Genomic DNA, 21854 nt, shown 5'->3' with positions numbered 1-21854 from the left:
CGAGTCGCCGTCGTGGCGGGCCGAATCAGCTCGCGGTGCAGGTGACCGCGGGAACGCCGGCCGTGCCCGGCGAGGAGCCGGTGAAGCCGAAGGTGGTCGCCGTGTTCGGGGCCAGGGCGCCGTTCCAGCCCAGGTCCGTCACGGTGACGGCCGATCCGTTGCCGGACAGCGAGCCGTTCCAGAGCTGCGTGATCGACTGGCCGTTGGCGTACGTCCAGGTGACCTTCCACCCGCTGATCTGCGCCGTGCCGGAGTTCTTCACCGACACCTCGCCCTGGAAGCCGCCCTGCCACTGGTTGACCAGCGTGTACGACGCCGTACAGGCCTTTCCGGCCGGCGGCGGGGACGGGGAAGTGCTCGGTGAGGGGCTCGTGGACGGGCTGGGGCTGGACGACGGGCTCGGGGACGCGCTGGGCGAGGGGCTCGGGGATGCGCTGGGCGAGGGGCTTGGGCCGCCCGTGGGCGGGGGAGCGGCCATGGCCAGGTCGTACGCCCGCTGGGGCACGAACTGCCCGGCGCCGGCGATGCACCCGTCCGCCTCGCCCGGGGGCTTGACCCAGAGGTAGGCGGCGATCACGGAGTCGCCGGTGTCGGTGGTGCTCCAGGTACCGGTGGCCCGTCCGGCCGGGTCGCACCATTCGCTGCCGCTCGGGCCGTTGCCGTTGCGGCTGGTGTCGATGACCGCCTTCAGTCCGGAGGTGCCGGTGGCCGCGATGACGCTCTTGGCGTAGCTCACCAGGCCCGGCGTCGAGCGGTAGTTGGAGACGTTGAGGGCGATGCCGTCCGCGCTGCTTCCGACCTCGGCGCCGTTCAGCCGGGACGCCAGCTCGGAGGCGGAGAGCCATGCGTCGTGGCCGCCGTCGAAGTACACCTTGACCTGGGACGACGTGGCCTTGAACTTCTTGCCGGCGTACGCCATGGATGCCTTGACCTCGGCCTGTTGGGCGCTGCTCATGCAGTTGGACATGATCGAGAGCGCGTCCGGCTCAAGGATGACGGTGGCCGGGCGTCCGCCGAGCCCTGCCGCGATCTGGTCGATCCACGCGCGGTACGCCGTGTGGTCCGGAGCGCCGCCCGCGCTGGCGCCACCGCAGTCGCGGTTCGGCATGTCGTACACGACCATGATCGGGATCTTCCCGGTCGCGGCGGCGGCGCCGACGTAGGCGTCGACCTCGGTGCGTACGGTCGAGGGGTTGTACGACGCGAACCATCGCCCCTGCGGGACGGCGGCGATCCGGTCCCTGATCACGGCGGTGCGGCTGTCGCCGGGGTTGGCCGCCACCCACTTGGCCGCGCCGGTCTGCGGGTCGACGTAGAACGCAGAGGCATCGGCCTGGGCGGCGGACGAGGCGAAAACGGTGGTCCCCGTCGCGACGGCCGCGGCCGCGGCGAGAACTGCCGCCATCACGGGCCATTTACGAGACATGGCTACTCCATCCCGGTTGCTTGGGAGCGCTCCCACGAATCCCCTGGATGGTACGGGCGGGATGGGGCGGCGAGGGAAGACCTTCCGCGCCCGCTCGGGACGCCCAGCCTGAAAAGCCCAGGCAGTCGGACGGCCCTCCTTGGCGGCGGTGTGAAACATTCACCCGCAAGTCGCACATCTCCTACTGCATGCCGCGACACGCAATGAAGCGCAAGAAATCCGTAGTAACGGAACGTGCCCAACCGGTTTCGCGAAGTGGCCCAGAGGCCGTACCCTCCCATAGTGGCCTCTTGGGGGGTTTGTTACCGATGACTGCAGCTTCCCGTAATCGCGCGCCGGCTTCCGTGATGCCGTCTTCACGCATCCCCGTTCCGGCCGGGATCTCGCTGCCCGCGAACTCGCCCTCCGGGGGGCGCGGTTCCTCGTCCGCGACGGGTTATCCGGCGGACACCCGCGACACCGGCCCCCGCCCCGGCTCGCCGCTGTGGAGCTACCTCGCCGGGGTCACCGCGATCGGGTGCACCGCCCTGGTCGTGGCCCAGATCCGCCTGGGGCTGGACGAGCTCGCCCAGATCGGGCGCACACCGCTGTTCTGGATGCTGGCCGCCCTGGTCGTGCTGGGAGAGCTGCGCCCGGTCATGGTCAGCTCGTCGACCCTGGTCGGGGGCACCCCCACGTCCACGATGTTCACCTTCGCCGTGCTGATGCACTACGGCCTGCCGACGGCGGCGCTGCTGCAGGCCGTCGCGGTGATCGTGAGCGGCCTGGTCAACCGCCGGGCCTGGCATCGCGTGGCGTTCAACATCGCGCAGGTGACGCTCGCCTGCACCGCCGCGGCCGTGATGCTCGGCCTGTTCGGCGTGCGTTCCACTCCACTTCTGCCGTGGACGCCGCGCGGCGGGGACATCCCGGCCATCGTCGCCGCGGGCCTCGCCTACTTCGCGGTCCGCGCGCTCCTCGTCTCCGCGGCGGTCGCCCTGCACGAGCGGCGGCCGGCGCTCCGCGTGATCAAGGCCTCGATCGGGCCGCAGGCCCTCGTTTACGGCGCGCTGCTCGGGCTGGCGCCGCTGGTGGTCGTGGTCATGTCCCACTCGCCCGCGCTGGTCCCGCTGTTCGTGGCTCCGCTGGCCGCGGTCTACTTCACCGCCACCATGTCCATGCGACGCGACCACCAGGCCATGCACGACGGCCTGACCGGGCTGCCGAACCGCAAGATGCTGATCCTGCGCACCGAGGAGGCGCTGGCCGAGGCCCGCGAGCGGGAACGGGTCGGCCTGCTGCTGCTCGACCTCGACCGGTTCAAGGAGGTCAACGACACCCTCGGGCACCCCGTCGGAGACCGCCTGCTGCAGATCGTGGCCCACCGGCTCACCCACAGCGTCCGCCCGGGCGACGTCGTGGCCCGGCTCGGCGGCGACGAGTTCGCCGTGCTGCTGCCGTCCATACGGGACGCCCACGCGGCCAAGGAGGTCGCCTCGCGGCTCCGCGTCGCGCTCACCGAACCGGTACGGCTCGAAGGCATGACCTTCGACCTGGACGCCTCGATCGGCATAGCGCTCTTCCCCGACGACGCGCCGGACTTCGAGCTGCTGCTCCAGCGCTCCGACGTCGCCATGTACCTCGCGAAGGAGGGCCGCACCGGCGTCGAGTTCTATCTCGCCGACAAGGACCGCAACTCGCCCGAACGGCTGAGCCTGCTCGGCGACCTGCGGCGGGCGATCGACACGGACGAGCTGGAGCTGCACTACCAGCCGAAGGTGAGCCTCGACGACGGCCACGTGGAGGGTGTGGAGGCACTGCTGCGCTGGTGGCACCCGGTACGCGGCCCGATCTCGCCCGGGGAGTTCGTCCCGCTGGCCGAGCAGTCGTATCTCATGCGCGAGCTCACCAAGCACGTCATCGACCAGGCGCTCGACCAGGCGGCCGAGTGGTGGCACGCCGGGCTGGAGGTGCCGATCTCGGTGAACGTCTCCGCGCGCGACCTGCTCGACTCGGGGCTGCCCGACCAGCTCGAAGTGGGACTGGAACGGCTGGAGCTGCCCGCCGAGGCGATCCGCCTGGAGGTCACCGAACGCATCCTGATGACCGACCAGGCGTACACCGCCGACACGATCCGCACGCTGGCCGGGATGGGCGTGCAGCTCGCCCTCGACGACTTCGGCACCGGCTATTCGTCCCTGGTGCGGTTGCAGCGCCTGCCCGTGTCGGAGGTCAAGATCGACGGTTCGTTCGTACGGCGGCTGGCGGAGTCACCCGACGACGAGCGGATCGTGCGCTCGATCATCGACCTGGTGCGCTCGCTCGGGCTGCGGTCGGTCGCCGAGGGCGTCGAGTCCGGCGACATCGCCGCCCGGCTGCGCGACATGGGATGTCACGCGGGCCAGGGCTGGTGGCTCGCCGAGCCCATGCCCGCCGACGAGACCACGGTCTGGCTGCGCGCCCGGCTCAGCCCCGCCTTCACCAGCCGTCCCAGAGGCGTCGTACGGCTCACGCCCGGCGGCTGAGCCGGCCCGATGATCGGCGCGTCCGTCCTGGCGGGAGGGGAGCGGGAGGGCCGGTGGCGAGGGCGCCCACGGGTCCCCGGCGGGCGCCCTTCCGGACGTGCGGAGGGCCGACGTCGTCGGGCCGACGGCGCGCGTCGGTCTGTGGACAACGTCGGGCACGCTTGGTGACGAGCTCTAGGATGGCAGTGTCCACTCTCCATCCAGAAACGGGTTCGACGACTCATGTCCGCCATAACCCGCGACGAGGTCGCTCACCTCGCACGGCTGTCCAGGCTGGCGCTGGCCGACGAGGAGCTCGACCACTTCGCCGCCCAGCTCGACCAGATCGTCGCCGCGGTGGCCCGCGTCGCCGAGGTCGCCGCCGACGACATCCCGCCGTCCTCGCACGCGCTTCCGCTGACCAACGTCTTCCGCCCGGACGAGGTCCGGGCGAGCCTGACGCCTGAGCAGGCTCTTTCCGGCGCGCCCGCCGTGGAGGACGACCGCTTCCGCGTTCCCCGGATCCTTGGGGAGGAGGCATGACCGAGCTGCTCCACAAGACGGCCGCCGAGCTGGGCCGGCTGATCGCCGCGCGTGAGGTTTCCGCCGTCGAGGTCACCCAGGCCCATCTGGACCGCATCGCCGAGGTCGAGCCCAAGGTCAACGCGTTCCTGCACGTGGATCCCGAGACCACGCTCGCCCAGGCGCGCGCGGTGGACGAGCGGATCGCCGGCGGCGAGCGGCTCGGCCCCCTCGCGGGTGTGCCGGTCGCGCACAAGGACGTCTTCACCACCACCGACATGCCCACCACCGCCGGCTCCAAGATCCTCGAAGGTTGGCGCCCGCCCTACGACGCGACGGTGACGAGCCGGCTGCGCGAGGCGGGGCTGGTCATCCTGGGCAAGACCAACCTGGACGAGTTCGCCATGGGCTCCTCCACGGAGAACTCGGCGTACGGACCGACCCGCAACCCGTGGGACCTCTCCCGGATCCCCGGCGGCTCGTCGGGTGGTTCGTCCGCCGCGGTCGCCGCGTACGAGGCGCCCCTGTCCACCGGCACGGACACCGGCGGCTCGATCCGCCAGCCGGCCGCGGTCACCGGCATCGTCGGCATGAAGCCGACCTACGGCGGCTCGTCCCGGTACGGCCTGATCGCGTTCGCGTCGTCGCTGGACACGCCCGGCCCCTTCGCGCGCAACGTCCTGGACGCGGCGCTGCTGCACGAGGCGTTCTCCGGGCACGATGTGATGGACTCGACCTCGATCCACGCGCACGTGCCGCCGGTCGTGGAGGCCGCCCGCCAGGCCGACATCGCGGGGCTGCGCGTCGGCGTGGTCAAGGAGTTCGGCGGCGAGGGCTACCAGCCGGGCGTGCTCGCCCGGTTCCACGAGGCCGTCGAGCTGCTCGAGTCCCTCGGCGCCAAGGTCGTCGAGGTCTCCTGCCCGTCGTTCGGGTACGCGCTCCCGGCGTACTACCTGATCGCCCCCTCCGAGTGCTCGTCCAACCTGGCCCGCTTCGACGCCATGCGGTACGGCCTGCGTGTCGGCGACGACGGCACCCGCAGCGCCGAGGAGGTCATGTCGATGACCCGGGCGGCCGGGTTCGGGCCCGAGGTCAAGCGGCGCATCATGCTGGGCACCTACGCGCTGTCGTCGGGCTACTACGACGCCTACTACGGGCAGGCGCAGAAGGTCCGCACGCTGATCTCGCGCGACTTCGACGCGGCCTTCCACCAGGTGGACGTGCTGGTCTCGCCGACGACGCCGACCACGGCGTTCCCGATCGGCGAGCGGGCCGACGACCCGATGGCGATGTACCTCGCCGACCTGTGCACGATCCCGACCAACCTGGCCGGTAACGCGGCGATCTCGGTGCCGTGCGGCCTGGCCGACGAGGACGGCCTGCCGGTCGGCCTGCAGATCATGGCCCCGGTGCTCGGCGACGACCGCTGCTACCGGGTCGGAGCCGCGGTGGAGAAGGCGCTGGAGGACCGCTGGGGCGGCTCGCTCCTGACCAAGGCGCCCGCGCTGGAAGGACTGGGTTACCAGCATGGCTGATACTGAGACGTTCATGCCGTACGACGAGGCGCTGGAGCGCTTCGAACCGGTGCTGGGGTTGGAGACGCACGTCGAGCTCGGCACCGAGTCGAAGATGTTCTGCGGCTGCCCGACCGAGTTCGGGGCGCCGCCGAACACGCACGTCTGTCCCGTCTGCCTGGCGCTGCCGGGCTCGCTCCCGGTCGCGAACGCCGAGGCGATCGAGTCGACCATCCGCATCGGCCTCGCGCTGAACTGCACGATCGCTGAGTGGTGCAGGTTCGCCCGGAAGAACTACTTCTATCCGGACATGCCGAAGAACTACCAGATCAGCCAGTACGACGAGCCGCTGTGCACCGACGGCTACCTCGACGTCGTCGTCGACGGCGAGACCGTGCGGATCGAGATCGAGCGGGTCCACCTGGAGGAGGACACCGGCAAGTCGACGCACGTCGGCGGGGCCACGGGCCGCATCCACGGCGCCGACTACTCCATCGTGGACTACAACCGGGCCGGCATCCCGCTGGTCGAGATCGTCACCAAGCCGATCCCCGGCACCGACCGGCTCGCCCCCGAGGTCGCCCGCGCGTACGTGACGGAGCTGCGGGAGGTCATGCGCGCGCTCGGCGTGTCGGACGTGCGCATGGAGGAGGGCTCCCTGCGCTGCGACGTCAACGTCTCGCTCATGCCGCGCGGCGCGTCGGAGTGGGGCACCCGCAGCGAGACCAAGAACGTCAACTCGCTGCGCAGCGTCGAGCGCGCGGTCCGCGGCGAGATCGAGCGCCAGGCGGCGATCCTCGCCGACGGCGGCCGCATCGTCCAGGAGACCCGGCACTTCCACGAGGACACCGGACGGACCACGTCCGGCCGTTCCAAGGAGGAGGCGCAGGACTACCGCTACTTCCCCGAGCCCGACCTGCTGCCCATGGCCCCCGACCGCGAGTGGGTCGCCTCGCTCAAGGCCGACCTGCCCGAGCTGCCCTCGGTACGGCGCGGCCGCCTTCAGGCGGAGTGGGGAGTGTCCGACCTGGACATGGCGGCGATGCACAACGCGGACGCCATCGACCTGGTCGAGGCGACCGTGGCCGCCGGGGCTCCCGCCGCCGACGCGCGCAAGTGGTGGATGGGTGAGCTGGCCCGTCGGGCCAACGAGGCCGGCAAGCCGCTCGCCGAGCTGCCGATCACGCCGGCGGAGGTCGCGCGGGTGACCGAGCTGGTCTCCTCGGGCGCGCTGAACGACAAGCTGGCCCGCCAGGTCCTTGAGGGCGTGCTCGCCGGCGAGGGTTCCCCGGACGACGTCGTCGCCAAGCGCGGCCTTCAGGTCGTCAACGACGAGGGCGAGCTGCTGGCGATCATCGACAAGGTTCTCGCGGAGAACGCCGACGCGGCGGACAAGGTCCGTTCCGGCAAGGTGGCGGCCGCGGGCGCCCTGGTCGGTGGCGTGATGAAGGCCAGCCGGGGCAAGGCCGACGCCGCCCGGGCCCGCGAGCTCATCCTGGAGAAGCTCGGCGTCTCCTGACGCCAGGCCACTGGTCTGGAGCCGGCCGTGTCTGGCTCCAGACCGGTCAGGGCACGCGCGGTGAGGACCCCGACGCTTGGGACGCCGACGCTTGGAAGGCGGCCGCGATGACCGACGGCCGCCTCCGTGACGGCTGCCTCCGTGACGGCCCTACGCCACTGATCCCTCAGGCTGAGACGGGCTGAGTGCTCGTGGCCGATCTCCGAGTCTTGTGATCTGATTTCCGGCATGTTCAGGAGGGGGTGCTTTAGGGTTAACTGAGCGGAGATGCCCCTGGGCCGGAGGAGACTTAGGCGTGCGGAACGCGGAAGCGTCCATCGGACCGCCGACGGATCCGTTCGCGGCGGCGCCTCCGCCTGAGTCCCCCAGAAAGCACCCGGTACGGCCCGCGTCCGGAACGCTGCCCCCCGGGGTGTCGGCCGACATCTACGGCGGATCGTCCGCCGCGCCTCCTGGGCTGCGAAGCCCCGACAACCCGAACGACCTGAAGAGCCCGAACTCCTCGGACGGGCCCGGTGTCCCGGCGCCCGCCGTGGCTCCGGCGGTCCAGCCGTGGCCGGTGGCGGAGCGCCCGGCGCGCGAGGAGCCGCCGCCCCGCACCGACCCACCCGAACCGGAGCCGGGGCCGGGCTCGCGCCGGAGACTTCTCAAGTTCGGCGTGCCTGCCGTGCTCGCCCTGCTGTTGCTCGCCTATCTGGTGCCCGCCGCGCTCATGGCCGGTCGAGTGCTGCCCGGCACCACCGTTCTGGGCGTCGACATCGGAGGCCAGACGGAGGCGGAGGCCGTACGGATCCTGACGAAGAGGCTGTCCGGCCTGGCCCGTACGCCGGTGATCGTGAAGCGGGGCCTGGAGCGTGCCTCGGTCAACCCGGAGCAGGCGGGGCTCTCCCTCGACGCGGAGGCGACGATCCGGCAGGCGTCGGGGGGTTTCCCCAGCCCAGGAGCGGTCTGGAACGCTCTGACGACCGGTCACGAGATCCCTCCGAAGATCGTGGTCAATTCGTCCCGGCTGGAGATCGCGGTCGCCAGGGATGTCGCGTCCGTCTTCGCCGCGCCCGCGCGGGAGGGCGGCGTCGAGTTCAAGGGGCTGACCCCGGTCCCGATCTACCCGAAGGCGGGTCGGCAGATCGACCAGGCCAAGGTCGCGGCCGACATCCGGCGGGCGTACCTCAACCCGGACGCGATGGTTGAGGTGGAGGTCGGGGCGGATGAGGCCAAGGTGACGCGGGCGGAGGTGCGCCGCGCGCTCGCCTGGGCGAAGCGGGCGGTCGCCGCCCCGGTCACGGTCACGGCCGACCGGGGGGCGGTGCAGATCTCCCCCGAGGCCATCGCCGCGAATCTCACGTTCACCGTGGACCGGGAGCGCGAGTTGCGGCCCGTCTTCGACGCGGGCCGGGCGCTGGACGGCGTGCAGGACCGGCTCATCGACCCCCGGCGGCTGCCTCGCGACGCCACGTTCACGATCACCGGTGGCAAGCCCGCGCTGGTACGGGCGAAGGCCGGCCACACGCTGAACACGGCCCGCCTGTCCTCGGACGTCGTCAAGGCGATCACGGCGGGGAGCCGTACGGTGCGAGCCTTCGTGACCACGGGCCGGCCGGGCGTGACCGATGACGAGGCGCGCCAGATGGGGATCAGCGAGCGGGTCGGCGACTTCACCACGTCCTTCGCGTGCTGTCTGCCGCGGGTCACCAACATCAAGACCGCGGCGCGCGCGCTCGACGGCCGGCTGGTCCGGCCGGGGGAGTCGTTCTCGCTCAACGGTTTCCTGGGCAGGCGGGAGCCCACCGGAGGGTATGTCGGCGGCGCGGCGCCGACGCGGACCCGCGGGACGGCCGGGGCCGACGTGGCCGGCATCTCGCAGGTCGCGACCACGCTGTTCAACGCGGCCATGCGTGCCGGGCTGGAGGACGTGGAGCGCACCCCGCACGACCACCACATCAGGAACTACCCCCCGGGTCTGGACGCGGCGGTCTCCTATCCGGGCCCCGACCTGGAGTGGAAGAACGACTCGCCCTACGGCGTGCTGGTACGCGCGAGCGCCACGGACACCTCGGTGACCGTCGAACTCTGGAGCACCAAGCGGTACGAGGTCGAGTTCTCCGATCCGGTCCGGTCCCAGCAGGTCAACCCCGAGGTCCGTACGGTCGAGGGGCCCGGCTGCGTGCCGGTGGCCGGTCAGGCCGGGTTCACCGTCGAGGTCACCCGTACGCTCCGGCAGAACGGCAAGGTGGCCGGCCGCCAGACGTTCACGACCACCTACGCGCCGGAGACGACGGTCGTCTGCGCCGCGGCCCGCTGACGGCCCCTGGGCCGCTCCCTACGGTGCCTGAGGGCCGCCAGAAGGCCCCGGGGCGCCCATCCCGGGGGGTGGTCAGGCGTTGAGGGCGGCCCGCAGGGCGGTGGCGTAGGCGCGGGGGTGGGTGGTGTTGCCGTTGTGTCCGCCGGGGAACTCGCGCAGCCGCGTGCCGTGCAGGTCGGCCAGCGCGGTGGCGCACGTGCGGTCGAAGACGGTGTGCGGTGTGGTGCGGCCGACCGCCGGGACGACGCGGGTGGGCGTCTCCTTCAGCGCGGCGACATCGAGGGTGTCGCGGATGACCGCGGTGAAGTCGTGCTCGATGAAGAAGGCGAAGTTGCGGACCCGCTGCGGGGTCATCGGCTGCGGGGTGAGGCCGGGTTCGGCGTCGGGGTTGGAGCGGTCGATGCCGAGGACGTCGGCGATCATCGCCAGAGCCGCCGGCAGGCCGTCTCGCCGGTGGATGTGCTGGATCTCTTCCAGTTCGCGTTCGTGGCGGGCGCGCTGCTCGGCGGGGAGCAGGCGCGGGCTGACCGGTTCGTGGGCGACGAGCGTGCTGATCTGTTCCGGGTGCCGGACGGCCAGGTGGAAGCCGATGGAGGCGCCGAGGCTGCAGCCGAGCATGAGCACGGGCCGGTCGGTGAGCTCGGCCAGCAGGCGGTGGACGTCGTCGGCGTGCTGGGCCAGTGTCACGCCCTGCGCGGGGTCGTCCAGGGTGCTGCGGGACAGGCCGCGGCGGTCGTAGGTCACCACGGTGTAGTCGCCGGCGAGCTGGTCGACCAGGTCCGTGCTGCGTCCGGCGTCGCCCTCGCCGCTCTGGGAGATGAGCAGCATCGGGCCGGTGCCGCGGACCTCGTGGTAGAGCGTGGCGCCGGGCACGCGCAGCAGGCCGGTCGTCGTGGTGGCGGTCATGGACATCCCTTCGGGTCGGGCCGGTACGGCCGGGTCGTGATCGACCATAATTCATCATTTTAGATACATCAAGCTTGATGCATCTCCCTTGATATATCTTGGGGGCATGAACGGAGTCGAGCTGTTCCTGCTGGGGCGGACCCTGATGAAGATCGGTGAGGAAGCCCTGCCCACCGAGGGCATAGGACAGCACTCCACCAGCGTCCGGACGGTCCTGATCGTGGCCACCGATGTGCGCGCCCACCCCGGCAGCGCGGTGGGTGAGATCGCCGTCAGGACCGGTCTGCCGCAAAGCGCCGTGTCGGCGGCGGTCGCCCGGCTCCGCCAGGCGGGTGCCGTGGTCACCGAGCCCGACTCCCGCGACCGCCGTCGGCTCCTGATCCGCCCCGCCCCCGATGCCTCCCCCCGCGTGGCAGAGGTCAGATCGGCGCCGATCGACGCCGCGCTGGTGACCGCCCTGGGCACCGACGACCCGGAACGGGTGGCCCGGGTCGTGGCGCTCCTCGACGAACTCGCGCGGCACCTGAGCCCACAGGCGCTCGCCCGTCTACGCGGCTGAGGTCGCCGGCCGCTGGAGTGGCGTCCGCGGCGCCTGCCGCCGGCCCGTGACGGTCTCGGGCGGGTCAGTGAGTCGGGATGACGAGGATGCGGTCGTCGCCGGGGCGAGGGGTGCCCCTGCCGTCCTTGTTGCTGGTGGTCACCCACAGGCTTCCGTCGGGAGCCCTGGTGACGGCCCGCAGCCTGCCGTACTCCACAGTGAAGCGGGCGATGGGCCGCCCGACGGCGCCGTTCCCGGTGAGGGGGATCTGCCAGAGCCGGCGGCCGCGCAGCGCCGCCGCCCACAGGGATCCGTCGGCGTACGCGAGACCGGACGGCGACGCCTCGGCGGGGCGCCAGGTGAGCAGCGGATCGGTGAACCGGCCCTTGCCGCCGAAGCCCTCGACCACGGGCCAGCCGTAGTTGTGGCCCTTCTCGATCAGGTTGAGCTCGTCCCAGGTGTCCTGGCCGAACTCCGTGGCGTACATGCGCCCCTGGGGGCTCCAGGCCATGCCCTGGACGTTGCGGTGACCGTACGTCCACACGAGCGTCCCGAACGGGTTGCCGGGCGCGGGCTTGCCGTCGGCGGTCATCCGGAGGATCTTGCCGCCGAGCGAGTTCCGGTCCTGCGCCATCTCGCCCTGCCCGGTCTCGCCGGTGGAGGCGTACAGGTAGCCGTCGGGGCCGAACTCCAGCCGACCGCCGTTGTGGATCCGGCCCTTCGGGATGCCGGTCACGATGGGGGTGGCGTCGGAGAGACCGCCGTCGTAGCGATAACGAACGATCCGATTGTCATCATTTGCCGTGAAATAGACGAAGATGAGGTGATCGTCGGAGTATCGGGGAGAAACGGCGACGCCGAGCAACCCGCCCTCACCCTCGGCGGACACTCCGTCGATCACCCCCACCGCGCTGCTGCGTCCCTGGGGTGTGACGCGGAGCAGCCGGGCCGTGACCCGCTCGGTGACCAGGGCGTCGCCGCCGGGCAGGAACGCGACCCCCCACGGCACCGCCAGGTCCTTCATGAGCGTCCTCGGCGTGCCCGGAGGCCGGGCCTGCGCCGTGCCCGCCGGAGTCTCCGTGGCCGTCCCGCCCCTCGCCGCCCCGGTCGCCTGACCGCCCGAGGACCCGGCCTCGTCGCCCATGCCCGCGGCAGGGGCGCATCCTGTCGCGATCGCGGCCACCAGCAGCGCGCCGACCACCGATCTCGACAATCTCGTAATGCCCATCGTCGCGACCTCCTCAGTCCCCATACTGGTGCCCGAATTGGCGGGTTCCCTTAAGTTGGTCCCGTGAAGATCTGGGTCGCATCGGAGGACGTCGCCGACGGGCTGTCCGACCTGCCGGGGCTGGACATCGCGGTTTACGACGGCAGGGGACCGGTCCCCGCCGGGGCCGGCGAGGTGGAGGTGTGGGTGCCGCCGCTCGTGCCGGTGAAGGACGTCCCCGGCCTACTGACCCGCATGACGAGCCTTCGGCTGATCCAGACCGTGACGGCCGGTGTCGACCCGTACCTGCCGCACCTGCCCGCCGGCGTCACCCTGTGCAACGCCCGCGGCGTCCACGACGCGGGGACCGCCGAGTGGGCCGTGGGTGCGATGATCGCCTCACTGCGGGACTTCCCCGCCTTCGCCGCCGCCCAGACGCGCGGGTCCTGGACCTGGCACTACACGGGGGTCCTCGCCGACTCGACCGTCCTCATCGTCGGATACGGCTCGATCGGCGAGGCGCTGGAACGGCGCCTTTCCGGTTTCGAGGTGGAGATCGTCCGGGTGGCCAGGAACGCGCGTCCGGGCGTACACGGGCTGGACGAGCTCCCCGAGCTACTGCCCAGCGCGGACGTCGTCGTGCTGCTGGTCCCGGCCACGGCCGACACGGCGGGCATGGTCGACGCGAGGTTCCTCGCCCGGATGAAGGACGGCGCGCTGCTGGTGAACGCGGCCCGGGGCTCGGTGGTCGACACCGACGCGCTGCTCGCCGAGCTGCAGAAGGAGCGGCTGCGCGCCGCGCTCGACGTGACCGCCCCGGAGCCGTTGCCGTCCGACCACCCGCTGTGGACCGCTCCCGGGGTCTTCATCACGCCGCACGTGGCGGGCAGCACCCCCGCCTCCCTCCGCCGGACGCGGGCGCTCGTCCATGACCAGATCGCGCGGTACATCTCCGGCGAACCTCTTAAAAACCTCATCACAGGGCTCTACTGACCCGCGAAGGATTCCGGAAAGTGGCTGCCCCGTGACCTGCGGTCCGTACGGTGAGATCATCGCGCAGCTGGTTATCGGATCGGTGACGACTCGGCCGTTGTCGTCGCCCCGAACGGCGGCGGTGCGCAGACTGGCGACGTGACAGGGAGAGTAAAGCCGAGTCGATGGCGGGAGGGACTGCGTGACTCGCAGGCGTGACCCCAGGGTCCCGCTCACCGCCGTGTCCGGTCTCGGCGCGGCGGCGGTCGCGGCCGTCCTCATCGCCGGGGGCGCGTCGTCCGCGGTGGTCGCCGTGGTGGGTGTCGTCACCGGCCTGCTCGCCTTGGTCTCCTTGGTGCTGGCCTCCTCGCGGGTCGCGCCCGGGCAGCGGCGGCGCGCCGCCGCCTGGCGCTGGCTGGAGGCCGGCTCCGTGACCTGGCTCGCCGGCATCGGGCTGAGACCGGTCGCCGACGGCACGCCGTTCGTGCTGACCTTCGCCGACCTGCTGCTTCTGTTCAGCTCGTTACTCCTGATGATCGGCTGTGCCCTCACGGCGAAGCCCCCTCCGTACAGCAGGGGCGTGGTCAGGCAGGTCACGGACGCCTTCCTGACCGCGGCCTCGATCTTCGCCGTGGCCTGGGTGTGGTTCCTCGCCCCGATCTTCCACGGCATGGACGACGCCACCACGATCTTCTCCACGTTGGCGCTGCCCGTCGTCTGCCTGCTGGCGACCTCCGGCGTGGCGCCCGCGATCATCGGCTCGCGGGCCGCCGACCGGTCGATCGGCCTGGCCGGCGTCGGCGTGCTCGGCGCGATCACCGTGGCGGAGTTCGCGACCGCGGTCGCCAGGCTGGACGGCGACGCGCCATCGCTGGCCGTGAGCCTGGTCGCCCCCGTCGCGTTCCTGATCCTCGCCGCCGTGCCGTGGGTCGAGGTGCGCCGCCGCCGTCCGCTGCCCAGCGCGCTGTCGGCCGTCATCCCGCTGCTCCTCGTCGGTGTCGCCACGGTGGCGGTCGCCTTCCACGCGTTCACCGGGGACCGGGACCGGGTTCTGCCCGGCCTCGGCGCGGTGATCGTCCTTGTGCTCATCGGCAGGCTGACCCTGCTGGTGGTCGAGACGGCCGGGATGCGCCGCCTGGTGGACGTCGGGGAGCGGCAACTGCGCCGCCTCGCCGAGAACACCGGTGACGTGGTGCTGCTGTGCGACCACGACGGCGTGATCCGCGAGATCGGCTCCAGCGTGCGGAAGACGTACGGCTATCGCTCCGCCGACCTCGTCGGGCGGCCGCTGGTCGACTACATCCACCCCGAGGACGTGCCCACCGTCCAGGTCCTGCTCCGGCGGCTCGACAACGACGGCGAGGCGGTGCTGGCACGCCACGAGAGCTGCCGGATCGCCTGCCGGGTCCGCGCCTCGGACGGCACCTGGCGGCCCGCCGAGTCGGTCGCCACCCGCCACGTGCGCAAAGAGGACCTGATCCTGGTCGCCGTGCGCGACGTCAGCGACCAGGTCGCCCTGCGCAACCAGGTGACCCACCTCACCTTCCACGACGGGGTCACCGGGCTGCCCAACCGGGCGTACTTCGAGGAGCGGGCCCGCGAGGTCCTCGCCCGCCCCGGCGGCGGCCGCACCGCCGTGATCTTCCTGGACCTCGACGGGTTCACCGGCGTGAACGACTCGGTCGGCCACGCCAGCGGCGACTACCTGCTCGGCCAGGCCGCCCGCCGGCTGCGGGCCGCCGTACGCGCCGACGACACCCTCGCCCGATGGGGCGGCGACGAGTTCGCCGTGCTGCTCGAAGGCGGCTCCTCAAGCAGCACCGACGCGCAGACCGCGATCGACCTGGCCGAGCGGATCGTCCGCGCCGTCTCGTCCGAGCCGTTCCGCGTCGCCGACCGCGACATGCCGCTGACCGCGAGCGTCGGCGTGGCCTTCGCCGAGGACGGCGTGCCCGCCGGCGACCTGCTGCGGAACGCCGACGTCGCCATGTCGCGGGCCAAGGAGATGGGCGGGCGCCGGGTCGAGGTGTTCGCCGCGCACATGCACGCCGACGTCGTACGCCGCCTCGAACTCGCGGCCGATCTGCGGCGCGCGCTCCAGGAGAACCAGTTCGCCGTCGAATACCAGCCCGTCGTCGATCTCGCCACCTCGCGGGTCACCGCCGTCGAGGCGCTGGTCCGGTGGTGGCGCGGCAGCGTGTTCGTGCCGCCCGAGCAGTTCCTCGGCCCCGCCGAGGACACCGGGCTGATCGTGCCGCTCAGCGAATGGATACTCAAAGAGGCCTGCCGCGAGGTGGCCGGCTGGCGGGAGTCCTCCTGGGACATCGGACTCTCCCTCAACCTGTCGGCCCGGCAGATCACCGCTCCCCGGTTCGTGGAGACGGTGTCCGAGGCGCTGGCCGAGAGCGGGTTGCCCGCCAGCGCCCTCACCCTCGAAGTGATCGAGGAGATGCTCGTCGAGGACGCCGAGGACACCGTGGCCAAGCTGTCCGAGCTGCGCGCCCTCGGCGTCCGGCTCGCGATCGACGACTTCGGCACCGGCTACGCCTCCCTGGCCTTCCTCCGCCAGTTGCCGGTGGACATGATCAAGATCGACCCGTCCTTCGTCTCAGGACTCGGATGTGACGAGACTCTCACTCTGCTCACCCGCACGATCGTGCGCCTCGGCCACGACCTCGGCCTGATCGTCGTCGCCGAAGGCATCGAACGCCCCGAGCAGCTCGAACTCCTCAGAGAGATGGGCTGCACGAGAGGCCAGGGCTACCTCGTCGCCCGCCCCATGCCCGCCCGCGGAGTCGACCACCTCATGCGCACCGCCCTCCAGAACACCGCGTAGATGGGTCTATCCGCCGCGTCTTCGGCCCTTTGGCGCGGCGGTCTCTCCTCCACCGCCGCCGTCCCCGAACAAGCGAGCACCATTGATCGCGGCGCCCAACTATCACGCTCGGGGCGCGGCGGTGTCTGGACTGAGGAACGAGGGGGAGCGAGGGACGTGAGGGGCGCGGCGGTGAAGTAACCGACGAGCGAGTGGGTGAGGTACGAGCCCCGAGCGAGGAGGGCACGAGCCGACTTCGGGCGCCCCGAGCCGCGCGAGCGCCAACATTCATTACGGCGCCGAACCGCCCTGCGAGGGGCGCGGCGGTGTCTGGACTGAGGAACGAGTGGGGAGCGAGGGACGAGCGACTCCGAGTGACGAGGGAAGACATCGACTGAGGGCGCCCCGAGCCCGCGCGAGCGGAGCGAGCGCAATAGACACAGTCAGGTGTTCGAGGAGGCGAAATTGATCTCATATAGTGAGATCGGTGTCCGAGATAATTTGACGAGGGCGCGCGCATCGGACATCGTGTAGCCATGCATCGCAGTGGGATTCTCGTAGTACTTCGCAGGCGCGCGGCCTGACGAAGCACTCGGTCCTGCGCGCGCCCCAGATCCGCATTCGCGGTCGGGGCATTTTTTATGCCAACACACAGACAGCTCAGCCACAAGGAACGAGCCGATGACCGAAGAGATGACAGGTGCCCAGGCCCTCGTGAGGGCGCTGGAGCACGTCGGGGTCGACACGGTGTTCGGGATCCCGGGCGGCGCCATCCTCCCGGCCTATGATCCCCTCTACGACTCGACCAAGGTCCGGCACGTGCTTGTACGCCATGAGCAGGGCGCCGGCCACGCGGCAGAAGGGTACGCGCAGGCCACCGGCAAGGTGGGGGTCTGCATGGCGACCAGCGGGCCGGGGGCGACGAACCTGGTCACCGCCATCGCGGACGCGTACATGGACTCGGTGCCGATCGTCGCCATCACCGGCCAGGTGGCGACGCCGATGATCGGCACGGACGCCTTCCAGGAGGCGGACATCTCCGGCATCACGATGCCGATCACCAAGCACAACTTCCTGGTCACCGACGTTGCGGACATCCCCAGGACGATCGCCGAGGCGTTCCACATCGCCTCGACCGGCCGTCCGGGCCCGGTCCTGGTCGACATCGCCAAGGACGCGCTGCAGAAGGCGACCACCTTCTCGTGGCCGCCGGTCATGCAGCTCCCCGGCTACCGCCCGGTCACCCGTCCGCACTCGAAGCAGATCCGTGAGGCGGCGCGGCTGATCGCGGAGTCCAGGCGGCCCGTCCTCTACGTCGGCGGCGGTGTGCACAAGGCCAAGGCGGCGCCCGAGCTGCTGCGGCTGGCCGAGCTGACCGGCATCCCGGTGGTCACGACGCTGATGGCGCGCGGCACGTTCCCCGACAGCCACCGTCAGCACATGGGCATGCCGGGCATGCACGGCAGCGTCTCGGCCGTCGGAGCGCTCCAGCGCAGCGACCTGCTCATCGCGCTGGGCACCCGCTTCGACGACCGGGTGACCGGCGAGCTGTCCAGCTTCGCGCCGAACGCCAAGGTCATCCACGCGGACATCGACCCGGCCGAGATCTCCAAGAACCGGCACGCGGACGTCCCGATCGTGGGCGACTGCCGCGAGGTCATCACCGACCTGATCGCGGCCATCGAGCACGAGCACGCCGAGGGGCGCAAGGGCGACTACGACGAGTGGTGGACGCTGCTGGACGGCTACCGCACGACCTACCCCCGCGGATACGAGGAGTTCGCCGACGGCTCCCTGGCCCCGCAGTACGTCATGGAGCGGATCAGCGCCATCGTCGGGCCGGACGCGTACTACGCGTCGGGCGTCGGGCAGCACCAGATGTGGGCGGCGCAGTTCATCGGCTACGAGAAGCCGGGAACGTTCATCAACTCCGGCGGCGCGGGCACGATGGGCTTCGCGGTGCCGGCCGCGATGGGCGCCAAGATGGGCAGCCCCGAGTCCGTCGTGTGGGCGATCGACGGCGACGGCTGCTTCCAGATGACGAACCAGGAACTGGCCACCTGCGCCATCGAGGGAGTGCCGATCAAGGTTGCCGTCATCAACAACGGTAACCTCGGCATGGTTCGTCAATGGCAGACCCTCTTCTACAACCAGAGGTACTCCAACACCGACCTGCAGACCGTCCGGCGGATCCCGGACTTCGTCAAGCTGGCCGAGGCGTACGGTTGTGTGGGGCTGCGTTGCGAGCGCCCGGAGGACGTCGACGCCACCATCCGCAAGGCCATGGAGATCAACGACGTTCCCGTTGTGATCGACTTCGTCGTCCACCAGGACGCGATGGTCTGGCCGATGGTCGCCGCGGGCACCAGCAACGACGACATCAAGTACGCCCGAGACATGGCGCCGAAGTGGGAGATCGAGGACTGATGAGCACGCACACGCTGTCGGTGCTGGTCGAGAACAAGCCCGGCGTGCTGGCGCGGGTCGCCAGCCTGTTCTCCCGGCGAGGCTTCAACATCGACTCGCTTGCCGTCGGGCCGACAGAGCACGACGACATCTCCCGGATGACCATCGTGGTCAGCGTGGAAGAACTCCCGCTGGAGCAGGTCACCAAGCAGCTCAACAAGCTGGTGAACGTCCTAAAGATCGTGGAGCTGGACACCGTGCAGTCGGTGCAGCGCGAGCTGATGCTGATCAAGGTGCGGACCGACGCGGACAGTCGGTCCCACGTCCTGGAACTGGTCAACCTGTTCCGCGCGCGATGTGTCGACGTCGCGCCGGACGCGGTGACCATCGAGGTCACCGGCACGTTGGACAAGCTGGAGGCCTTCGTGCGGGTTCTTGAGCCGTACGGCATCAAGGAGCTCGTGCAGTCCGGCATGGTGGCCATCGGCCGTGGTGCCCGTTCCATCACCGATCGCTCGCTCCGTGCGCTGGACCGCACTGCATAGCCGAGAAAATCACTGAAAGGCAAGCAAGTGACTGAGATCTTCTACGACGACGACGCCGACCTGTCGATCATCCAGGGTCGGCACGTGGCCGTCCTCGGGTACGGCAGCCAGGGTCACGCGCACGCGCTGAGCCTGCGCGACTCCGGGGTGGACGTGCGCGTCGGTCTGCTTGAGGGCTCGAAGAGCCGCGAGAAGGCCGAGGCCGACGGGCTGCGTGTGCTCACGCCGGCGGAGGCCGTGGAAGAGGCCGACCTCACCATGATCCTCGCGCCGGACCACGTCCAGCGGGACCTGTACGCCCAGCACGTGCAGCCGAACCTGGTCGAAGGCGACGCCCTGTTCTTCGGCCACGGCTTCAACATCCGCTACGGCCTGATCGAGGCGCCCGAGGGCGTCGACGTCGCCATGGTCGCCCCGAAGGGCCCGGGCCACCTGGTCCGCCGCCAGTTCTCGGCCGGCCGCGGCGTGCCGTGTCTGGTCGCCGTCGAGAAGGACGCGACCGGCAACGCCTGGCCGCTCGTCCTGTCGTACGCCAAGGGCATCGGCGGCACCCGGGCCGGCGCGCTGAAGACGACCTTCACCGAGGAGACCGAGACCGACCTGTTCGGTGAGCAGGCCGTCCTCTGCGGTGGCGTCTCCGAGCTGATCAAGGCGGGCTTCGAGACGCTGATCGAGGCGGGCTACCAGCCCGAGGTCGCGTACTTCGAGTGCCTCCACGAGATGAAGCTGATCGTCGACCTGATGTACGAGGGCGGCATCTCGAAGATGTACTGGTCGGTCTCCGACAACGCGGAGTTCGGCGGCTACACCCGCGGCCCGCGCGTGGTCAACCAGGAGACCAAGCAGGAGATGCGCCGCATCCTGGACGAGATCCAGAACGGCCAGTACGCCCGCGAGCTGGTCGAGGAGTTCGACTCCGGCCAGGCCAACTTCAACAAGTACCGCGAGGAGCTCTCCGGCCACCCGATCGAGCAGACCGGTGCCAAGCTCCGTCCGATGATGAGCTGGCTCAAGTCCCAGTAGTCCGGATTACGCGAATCGGCGCCGTCCCCGTCACCGGGGGCGGCGCCGACTCGTTTCAGCGTCGGGCACGGCTCAACACTGGACCGGCTTGCGCCAGGAGCATTCGAGGCCGTCGTCCGGGGCCGCCGTCTCCGCGCGCAGCGTCGGTGCCGCCCCGTCCACGGGAGCGGCACGGGTGAACTGGGCCAGCCGGACCGCGATCCGGTCCTCCAGGTCGCGGGGCGCGCCGGAGAGATAGCCGTTCGTCAGGATCGAGAAGACCAGCGGTTCGCCCTCGGCGCTCGTGACGTATCCGGAGAGCGAGGTGACGCCGGTCAGCGACCCCGTCTTCGCGTGGACGTTCCCGGCGGCGGGTGTGCCGCGCATGCGGCTGCGCAGGGTCCCGCCGACGAACCGGTCCGCCTCTCCGGCCACGGGCAGCGCGTCGTACCAGGTCGTGAACCACGGCTTGTCCCTGAGCGAGACGAGCAGCGACGCGAGGCTCGACGGGGTGAGCCCGTCCATCCTGGACAGGCCGGAGCCGTCCCGCAGGAGCAGCGTCTGCACGCCGTTGGCCTTGGCGAACGACTCCGTCACGTCGAGGCCGGCCGCCCAGGTGCCCGCGTCGGAGGCCTTGCGGCCCATCGCCTTGGTCAGGATCTCGGCGTGCATGTTGTTGCTGAGCTTCATGAATGGGGTCAGCAACTGGCTGAGCGGCATGGACTCGTGCTCGGCCACGGTCTTGGCCCCGGCCGGGGTCGCGCCGTGGACGGTCGGGCCGATCACGCGCACGCCGTGGGCGGCCAGCCCCTTACGGAAGAGGGAGGCGGCGTAGAGCGTCGGGTCCCACACCGTCACCCACTCGTCGTACTGCTCGGACACGGTTCCGGTGACCACCACGGTGTTCCCGCCGTGCTCGCGCTCCACGAGAACGTCGGTGTCGGCGCCGGTCACCGCCTTGTTCACGATCTTCACGTAGTCGGTGTCCGGCTTCGTCGTCACCTTGGCCGGCTTGCCGGGGCCGGCGCCGGGGCTGACCGACACGATGACCGTTCCCGCGTCGTAGTCGGTGTCGGGGGACGCCGTCAGCGCCGATATCTGGGCCGAGTAGTAGTACGGCTCGTCGTCCCACGCCCAGTCCGTGCCGAGGCGTACGTCGTCGAACCAGGTGTCGTCGGCGACCAGTTGACCGGTGACGACCTTGACCCCGGACGCGGCGATCTTGGCGGCGAGCGCGTCGTAGTCGGCGGCGAGCATGGTCGGGTCGCCGGTGCCTCGGAGGTAGATGTCCTTGCCCTTGGTCAGGACCTGGGTGCCGAACCGGTAGTCCGGGCCGAGCGTCTCCATCGCGGCCGAGGAGGTGAGCAGCTTGGTGTTGGAGGCGGGGGCGAACAGCTTGCCCCCGTCGAGCGTGTACAGGTCCTCGCCGGTGGTGGCGCTGCGCACGACCACGCCCGAGCGGGCCATCGTGAGCCGGGAGTCGCTGAGGATCTCGTCGATGTCGTGGACCAGGTCGGCGACGCCGGGGGCGGGGTCGAGCGCGTGGGCGGGGATCCCTGAGCCCGCGACGCCGCTGATCAGGACCAGTGAGGTCAGCGTGATCGAGGTTCGTCGTGATAAGCGCAAGATCACTCCAGACTGAGTGGGGCTTTCCGTGATCATGAGGAACCAAACGAGCGTCATCAATACGGAAATAT

General features: G+C 70.7%; 14 protein-coding genes and 1 pseudogene. 11 read left to right on the top strand and 4 right to left on the bottom strand.

The genetic code is table 11. The features are described 5' to 3' along the window. Nucleotides 1-25: 25 nt before the first annotated feature. Nucleotides 26-1426 (bottom strand): glycoside hydrolase family 6 protein, encoded by a 1401-nt coding sequence (locus tag AWQ71_RS02225; RefSeq protein ID WP_157570133.1) that lies wholly within the window; start codon nt 1424-1426, stop codon nt 26-28. Between the two features lie 347 nt (nt 1427-1773). Between AWQ71_RS02225 and AWQ71_RS02220 the strand changes: the two genes are divergently transcribed. From AWQ71_RS02220 to AWQ71_RS02200, 5 genes are all read left to right on the top strand, one after another. Then, entirely contained in the window at nt 1774-3930 is a 2157-nt protein-coding gene (locus tag AWQ71_RS02220) for a putative bifunctional diguanylate cyclase/phosphodiesterase (RefSeq protein WP_084258345.1), read from the top strand. Between the two features lie 222 nt (nt 3931-4152). After that, nucleotides 4153-4452 carry an Asp-tRNA(Asn)/Glu-tRNA(Gln) amidotransferase subunit GatC gene (gene gatC / locus AWQ71_RS02215; RefSeq protein ID WP_067125544.1) on the top strand — a complete coding sequence of 100 codons (300 nt, stop codon included), beginning with the start codon at nt 4153-4155 and terminating at the stop codon, nt 4450-4452. Next, on the top strand, nt 4449-5966 hold the full coding sequence (gene gatA, locus AWQ71_RS02210) for an Asp-tRNA(Asn)/Glu-tRNA(Gln) amidotransferase subunit GatA (protein ID WP_067125541.1): 1518 nt from the start codon (nt 4449-4451) through the stop codon (nt 5964-5966). Before gatC ends, gatA begins: the two co-directional genes overlap by 4 nt. Then, nucleotides 5959-7464 carry an Asp-tRNA(Asn)/Glu-tRNA(Gln) amidotransferase subunit GatB gene (gene gatB, locus AWQ71_RS02205; protein WP_067125539.1) on the top strand — a complete coding sequence of 502 codons (1506 nt, stop codon included), beginning with the start codon at nt 5959-5961 and terminating at the stop codon, nt 7462-7464. Before gatA ends, gatB begins: the two co-directional genes overlap by 8 nt. Nucleotides 7465-7759: 295 nt before the next feature. Next, entirely contained in the window at nt 7760-9766 is a 2007-nt protein-coding gene (locus AWQ71_RS02200; protein ID WP_067125536.1) for a VanW family protein, read from the top strand. Nucleotides 9767-9838: 72 nt separating this feature from the next. On the opposite strand, the gene AWQ71_RS02195 is transcribed toward AWQ71_RS02200, so the two are convergent. Beyond that, nucleotides 9839-10720, bottom strand: coding sequence for an alpha/beta fold hydrolase (locus AWQ71_RS02195; protein WP_245658065.1), 882 nt, complete (start codon nt 10718-10720; stop codon nt 9839-9841). Nucleotides 10721-10778: 58 nt separating this feature from the next. On the opposite strand from AWQ71_RS02195, the gene AWQ71_RS02190 reads away from it, so the two are divergent. Then, nucleotides 10779-11231 carry a MarR family winged helix-turn-helix transcriptional regulator gene (locus tag AWQ71_RS02190; protein ID WP_067125534.1) on the top strand — a complete coding sequence of 151 codons (453 nt, stop codon included), beginning with the start codon at nt 10779-10781 and terminating at the stop codon, nt 11229-11231. A 64-nt stretch (nt 11232-11295) separates the two neighbouring features. Here AWQ71_RS02190 and AWQ71_RS02185 read toward each other — a convergent pair whose 3' ends face one another. Then, entirely contained in the window at nt 11296-12438 is a 1143-nt protein-coding gene (locus tag AWQ71_RS02185) for a PQQ-dependent sugar dehydrogenase (protein ID WP_067126151.1), read from the bottom strand. 63 nt (nt 12439-12501) lie between these two features. Between AWQ71_RS02185 and AWQ71_RS02180 the strand changes: the two genes are divergently transcribed. The 5 genes and pseudogenes from AWQ71_RS02180 to ilvC all read left to right on the top strand — a co-directional run bounded on the left by AWQ71_RS02180 (nt 12502) and on the right by ilvC (nt 20178). Beyond that, nucleotides 12502-13410 carry a 2-hydroxyacid dehydrogenase gene (locus AWQ71_RS02180; protein ID WP_067125531.1) on the top strand — a complete coding sequence of 303 codons (909 nt, stop codon included), beginning with the start codon at nt 12502-12504 and terminating at the stop codon, nt 13408-13410. Nucleotides 13411-13591: 181 nt separating this feature from the next. Then, nucleotides 13592-16225, top strand: coding sequence for a putative bifunctional diguanylate cyclase/phosphodiesterase (locus AWQ71_RS02175; RefSeq protein WP_084258343.1), 2634 nt, complete (start codon nt 13592-13594; stop codon nt 16223-16225). Nucleotides 16226-16867: 642 nt separating this feature from the next. After that, a pseudogene (locus tag AWQ71_RS02170) lies at nt 16868-18631 on the top strand (acetolactate synthase large subunit); the annotation flags it as partial. After that, nucleotides 18631-19155, top strand: coding sequence for an acetolactate synthase small subunit (ilvN, locus tag AWQ71_RS02165; RefSeq protein WP_067125525.1), 525 nt, complete (start codon nt 18631-18633; stop codon nt 19153-19155). The pseudogene AWQ71_RS02170 and the gene ilvN, both read left to right, overlap by 1 nt. 36 nt (nt 19156-19191) lie before the next feature. Further along, a complete protein-coding gene (gene ilvC / locus AWQ71_RS02160) occupies nt 19192-20178 on the top strand; it encodes a ketol-acid reductoisomerase (protein WP_067126145.1) in 987 nt (328 codons plus the stop codon). A gap of 72 nt (nt 20179-20250) precedes the next feature. On the opposite strand, the gene dacB is transcribed toward ilvC, so the two are convergent. Then, nucleotides 20251-21789 carry a D-alanyl-D-alanine carboxypeptidase/D-alanyl-D-alanine endopeptidase gene (dacB, locus tag AWQ71_RS02155; protein ID WP_439650346.1) on the bottom strand — a complete coding sequence of 513 codons (1539 nt, stop codon included), beginning with the start codon at nt 21787-21789 and terminating at the stop codon, nt 20251-20253. Nucleotides 21790-21854 lie beyond the last annotated feature (65 nt).

The sequence above is a fragment of the Microtetraspora malaysiensis genome (assembly GCF_001528665.1).
In the GTDB taxonomy this organism is placed as follows: domain Bacteria; phylum Actinomycetota; class Actinomycetes; order Streptosporangiales; family Streptosporangiaceae; genus Microtetraspora_A; species Microtetraspora_A malaysiensis.
The sequence above is the reverse complement of the archived record's forward strand: the minus strand, read 5'-3'. Positions and strand labels throughout refer to the sequence as shown.

What these genes read in the sequence shown, in the direction of transcription:
- AWQ71_RS02225 (WP_157570133.1), bottom strand. Translation starts at nt 1,426, where the DNA reads ATGTCTCGTAAATGGCCCGTGATGGCGGCAGTTCTCGCCGCGGCCGCG.
- AWQ71_RS02220 (WP_084258345.1), top strand. Translation starts at nt 1,774, where the DNA reads ATGCCGTCTTCACGCATCCCCGTTCCGGCCGGGATCTCGCTGCCCGCG.
- gatC (WP_067125544.1), top strand. Translation starts at nt 4,153, where the DNA reads ATGTCCGCCATAACCCGCGACGAGGTCGCTCACCTCGCACGGCTGTCC.
- gatA (WP_067125541.1), top strand. Translation starts at nt 4,449, where the DNA reads ATGACCGAGCTGCTCCACAAGACGGCCGCCGAGCTGGGCCGGCTGATC.
- gatB (WP_067125539.1), top strand. Translation starts at nt 5,959, where the DNA reads ATGGCTGATACTGAGACGTTCATGCCGTACGACGAGGCGCTGGAGCGC.
- AWQ71_RS02195 (WP_245658065.1), bottom strand. Translation starts at nt 10,720, where the DNA reads ATGGTCGATCACGACCCGGCCGTACCGGCCCGACCCGAAGGGATGTCC.
- AWQ71_RS02190 (WP_067125534.1), top strand. Translation starts at nt 10,779, where the DNA reads ATGAACGGAGTCGAGCTGTTCCTGCTGGGGCGGACCCTGATGAAGATC.
- AWQ71_RS02185 (WP_067126151.1), bottom strand. Translation starts at nt 12,438, where the DNA reads ATGGGCATTACGAGATTGTCGAGATCGGTGGTCGGCGCGCTGCTGGTG.
- ilvN (WP_067125525.1), top strand. Translation starts at nt 18,631, where the DNA reads ATGAGCACGCACACGCTGTCGGTGCTGGTCGAGAACAAGCCCGGCGTG.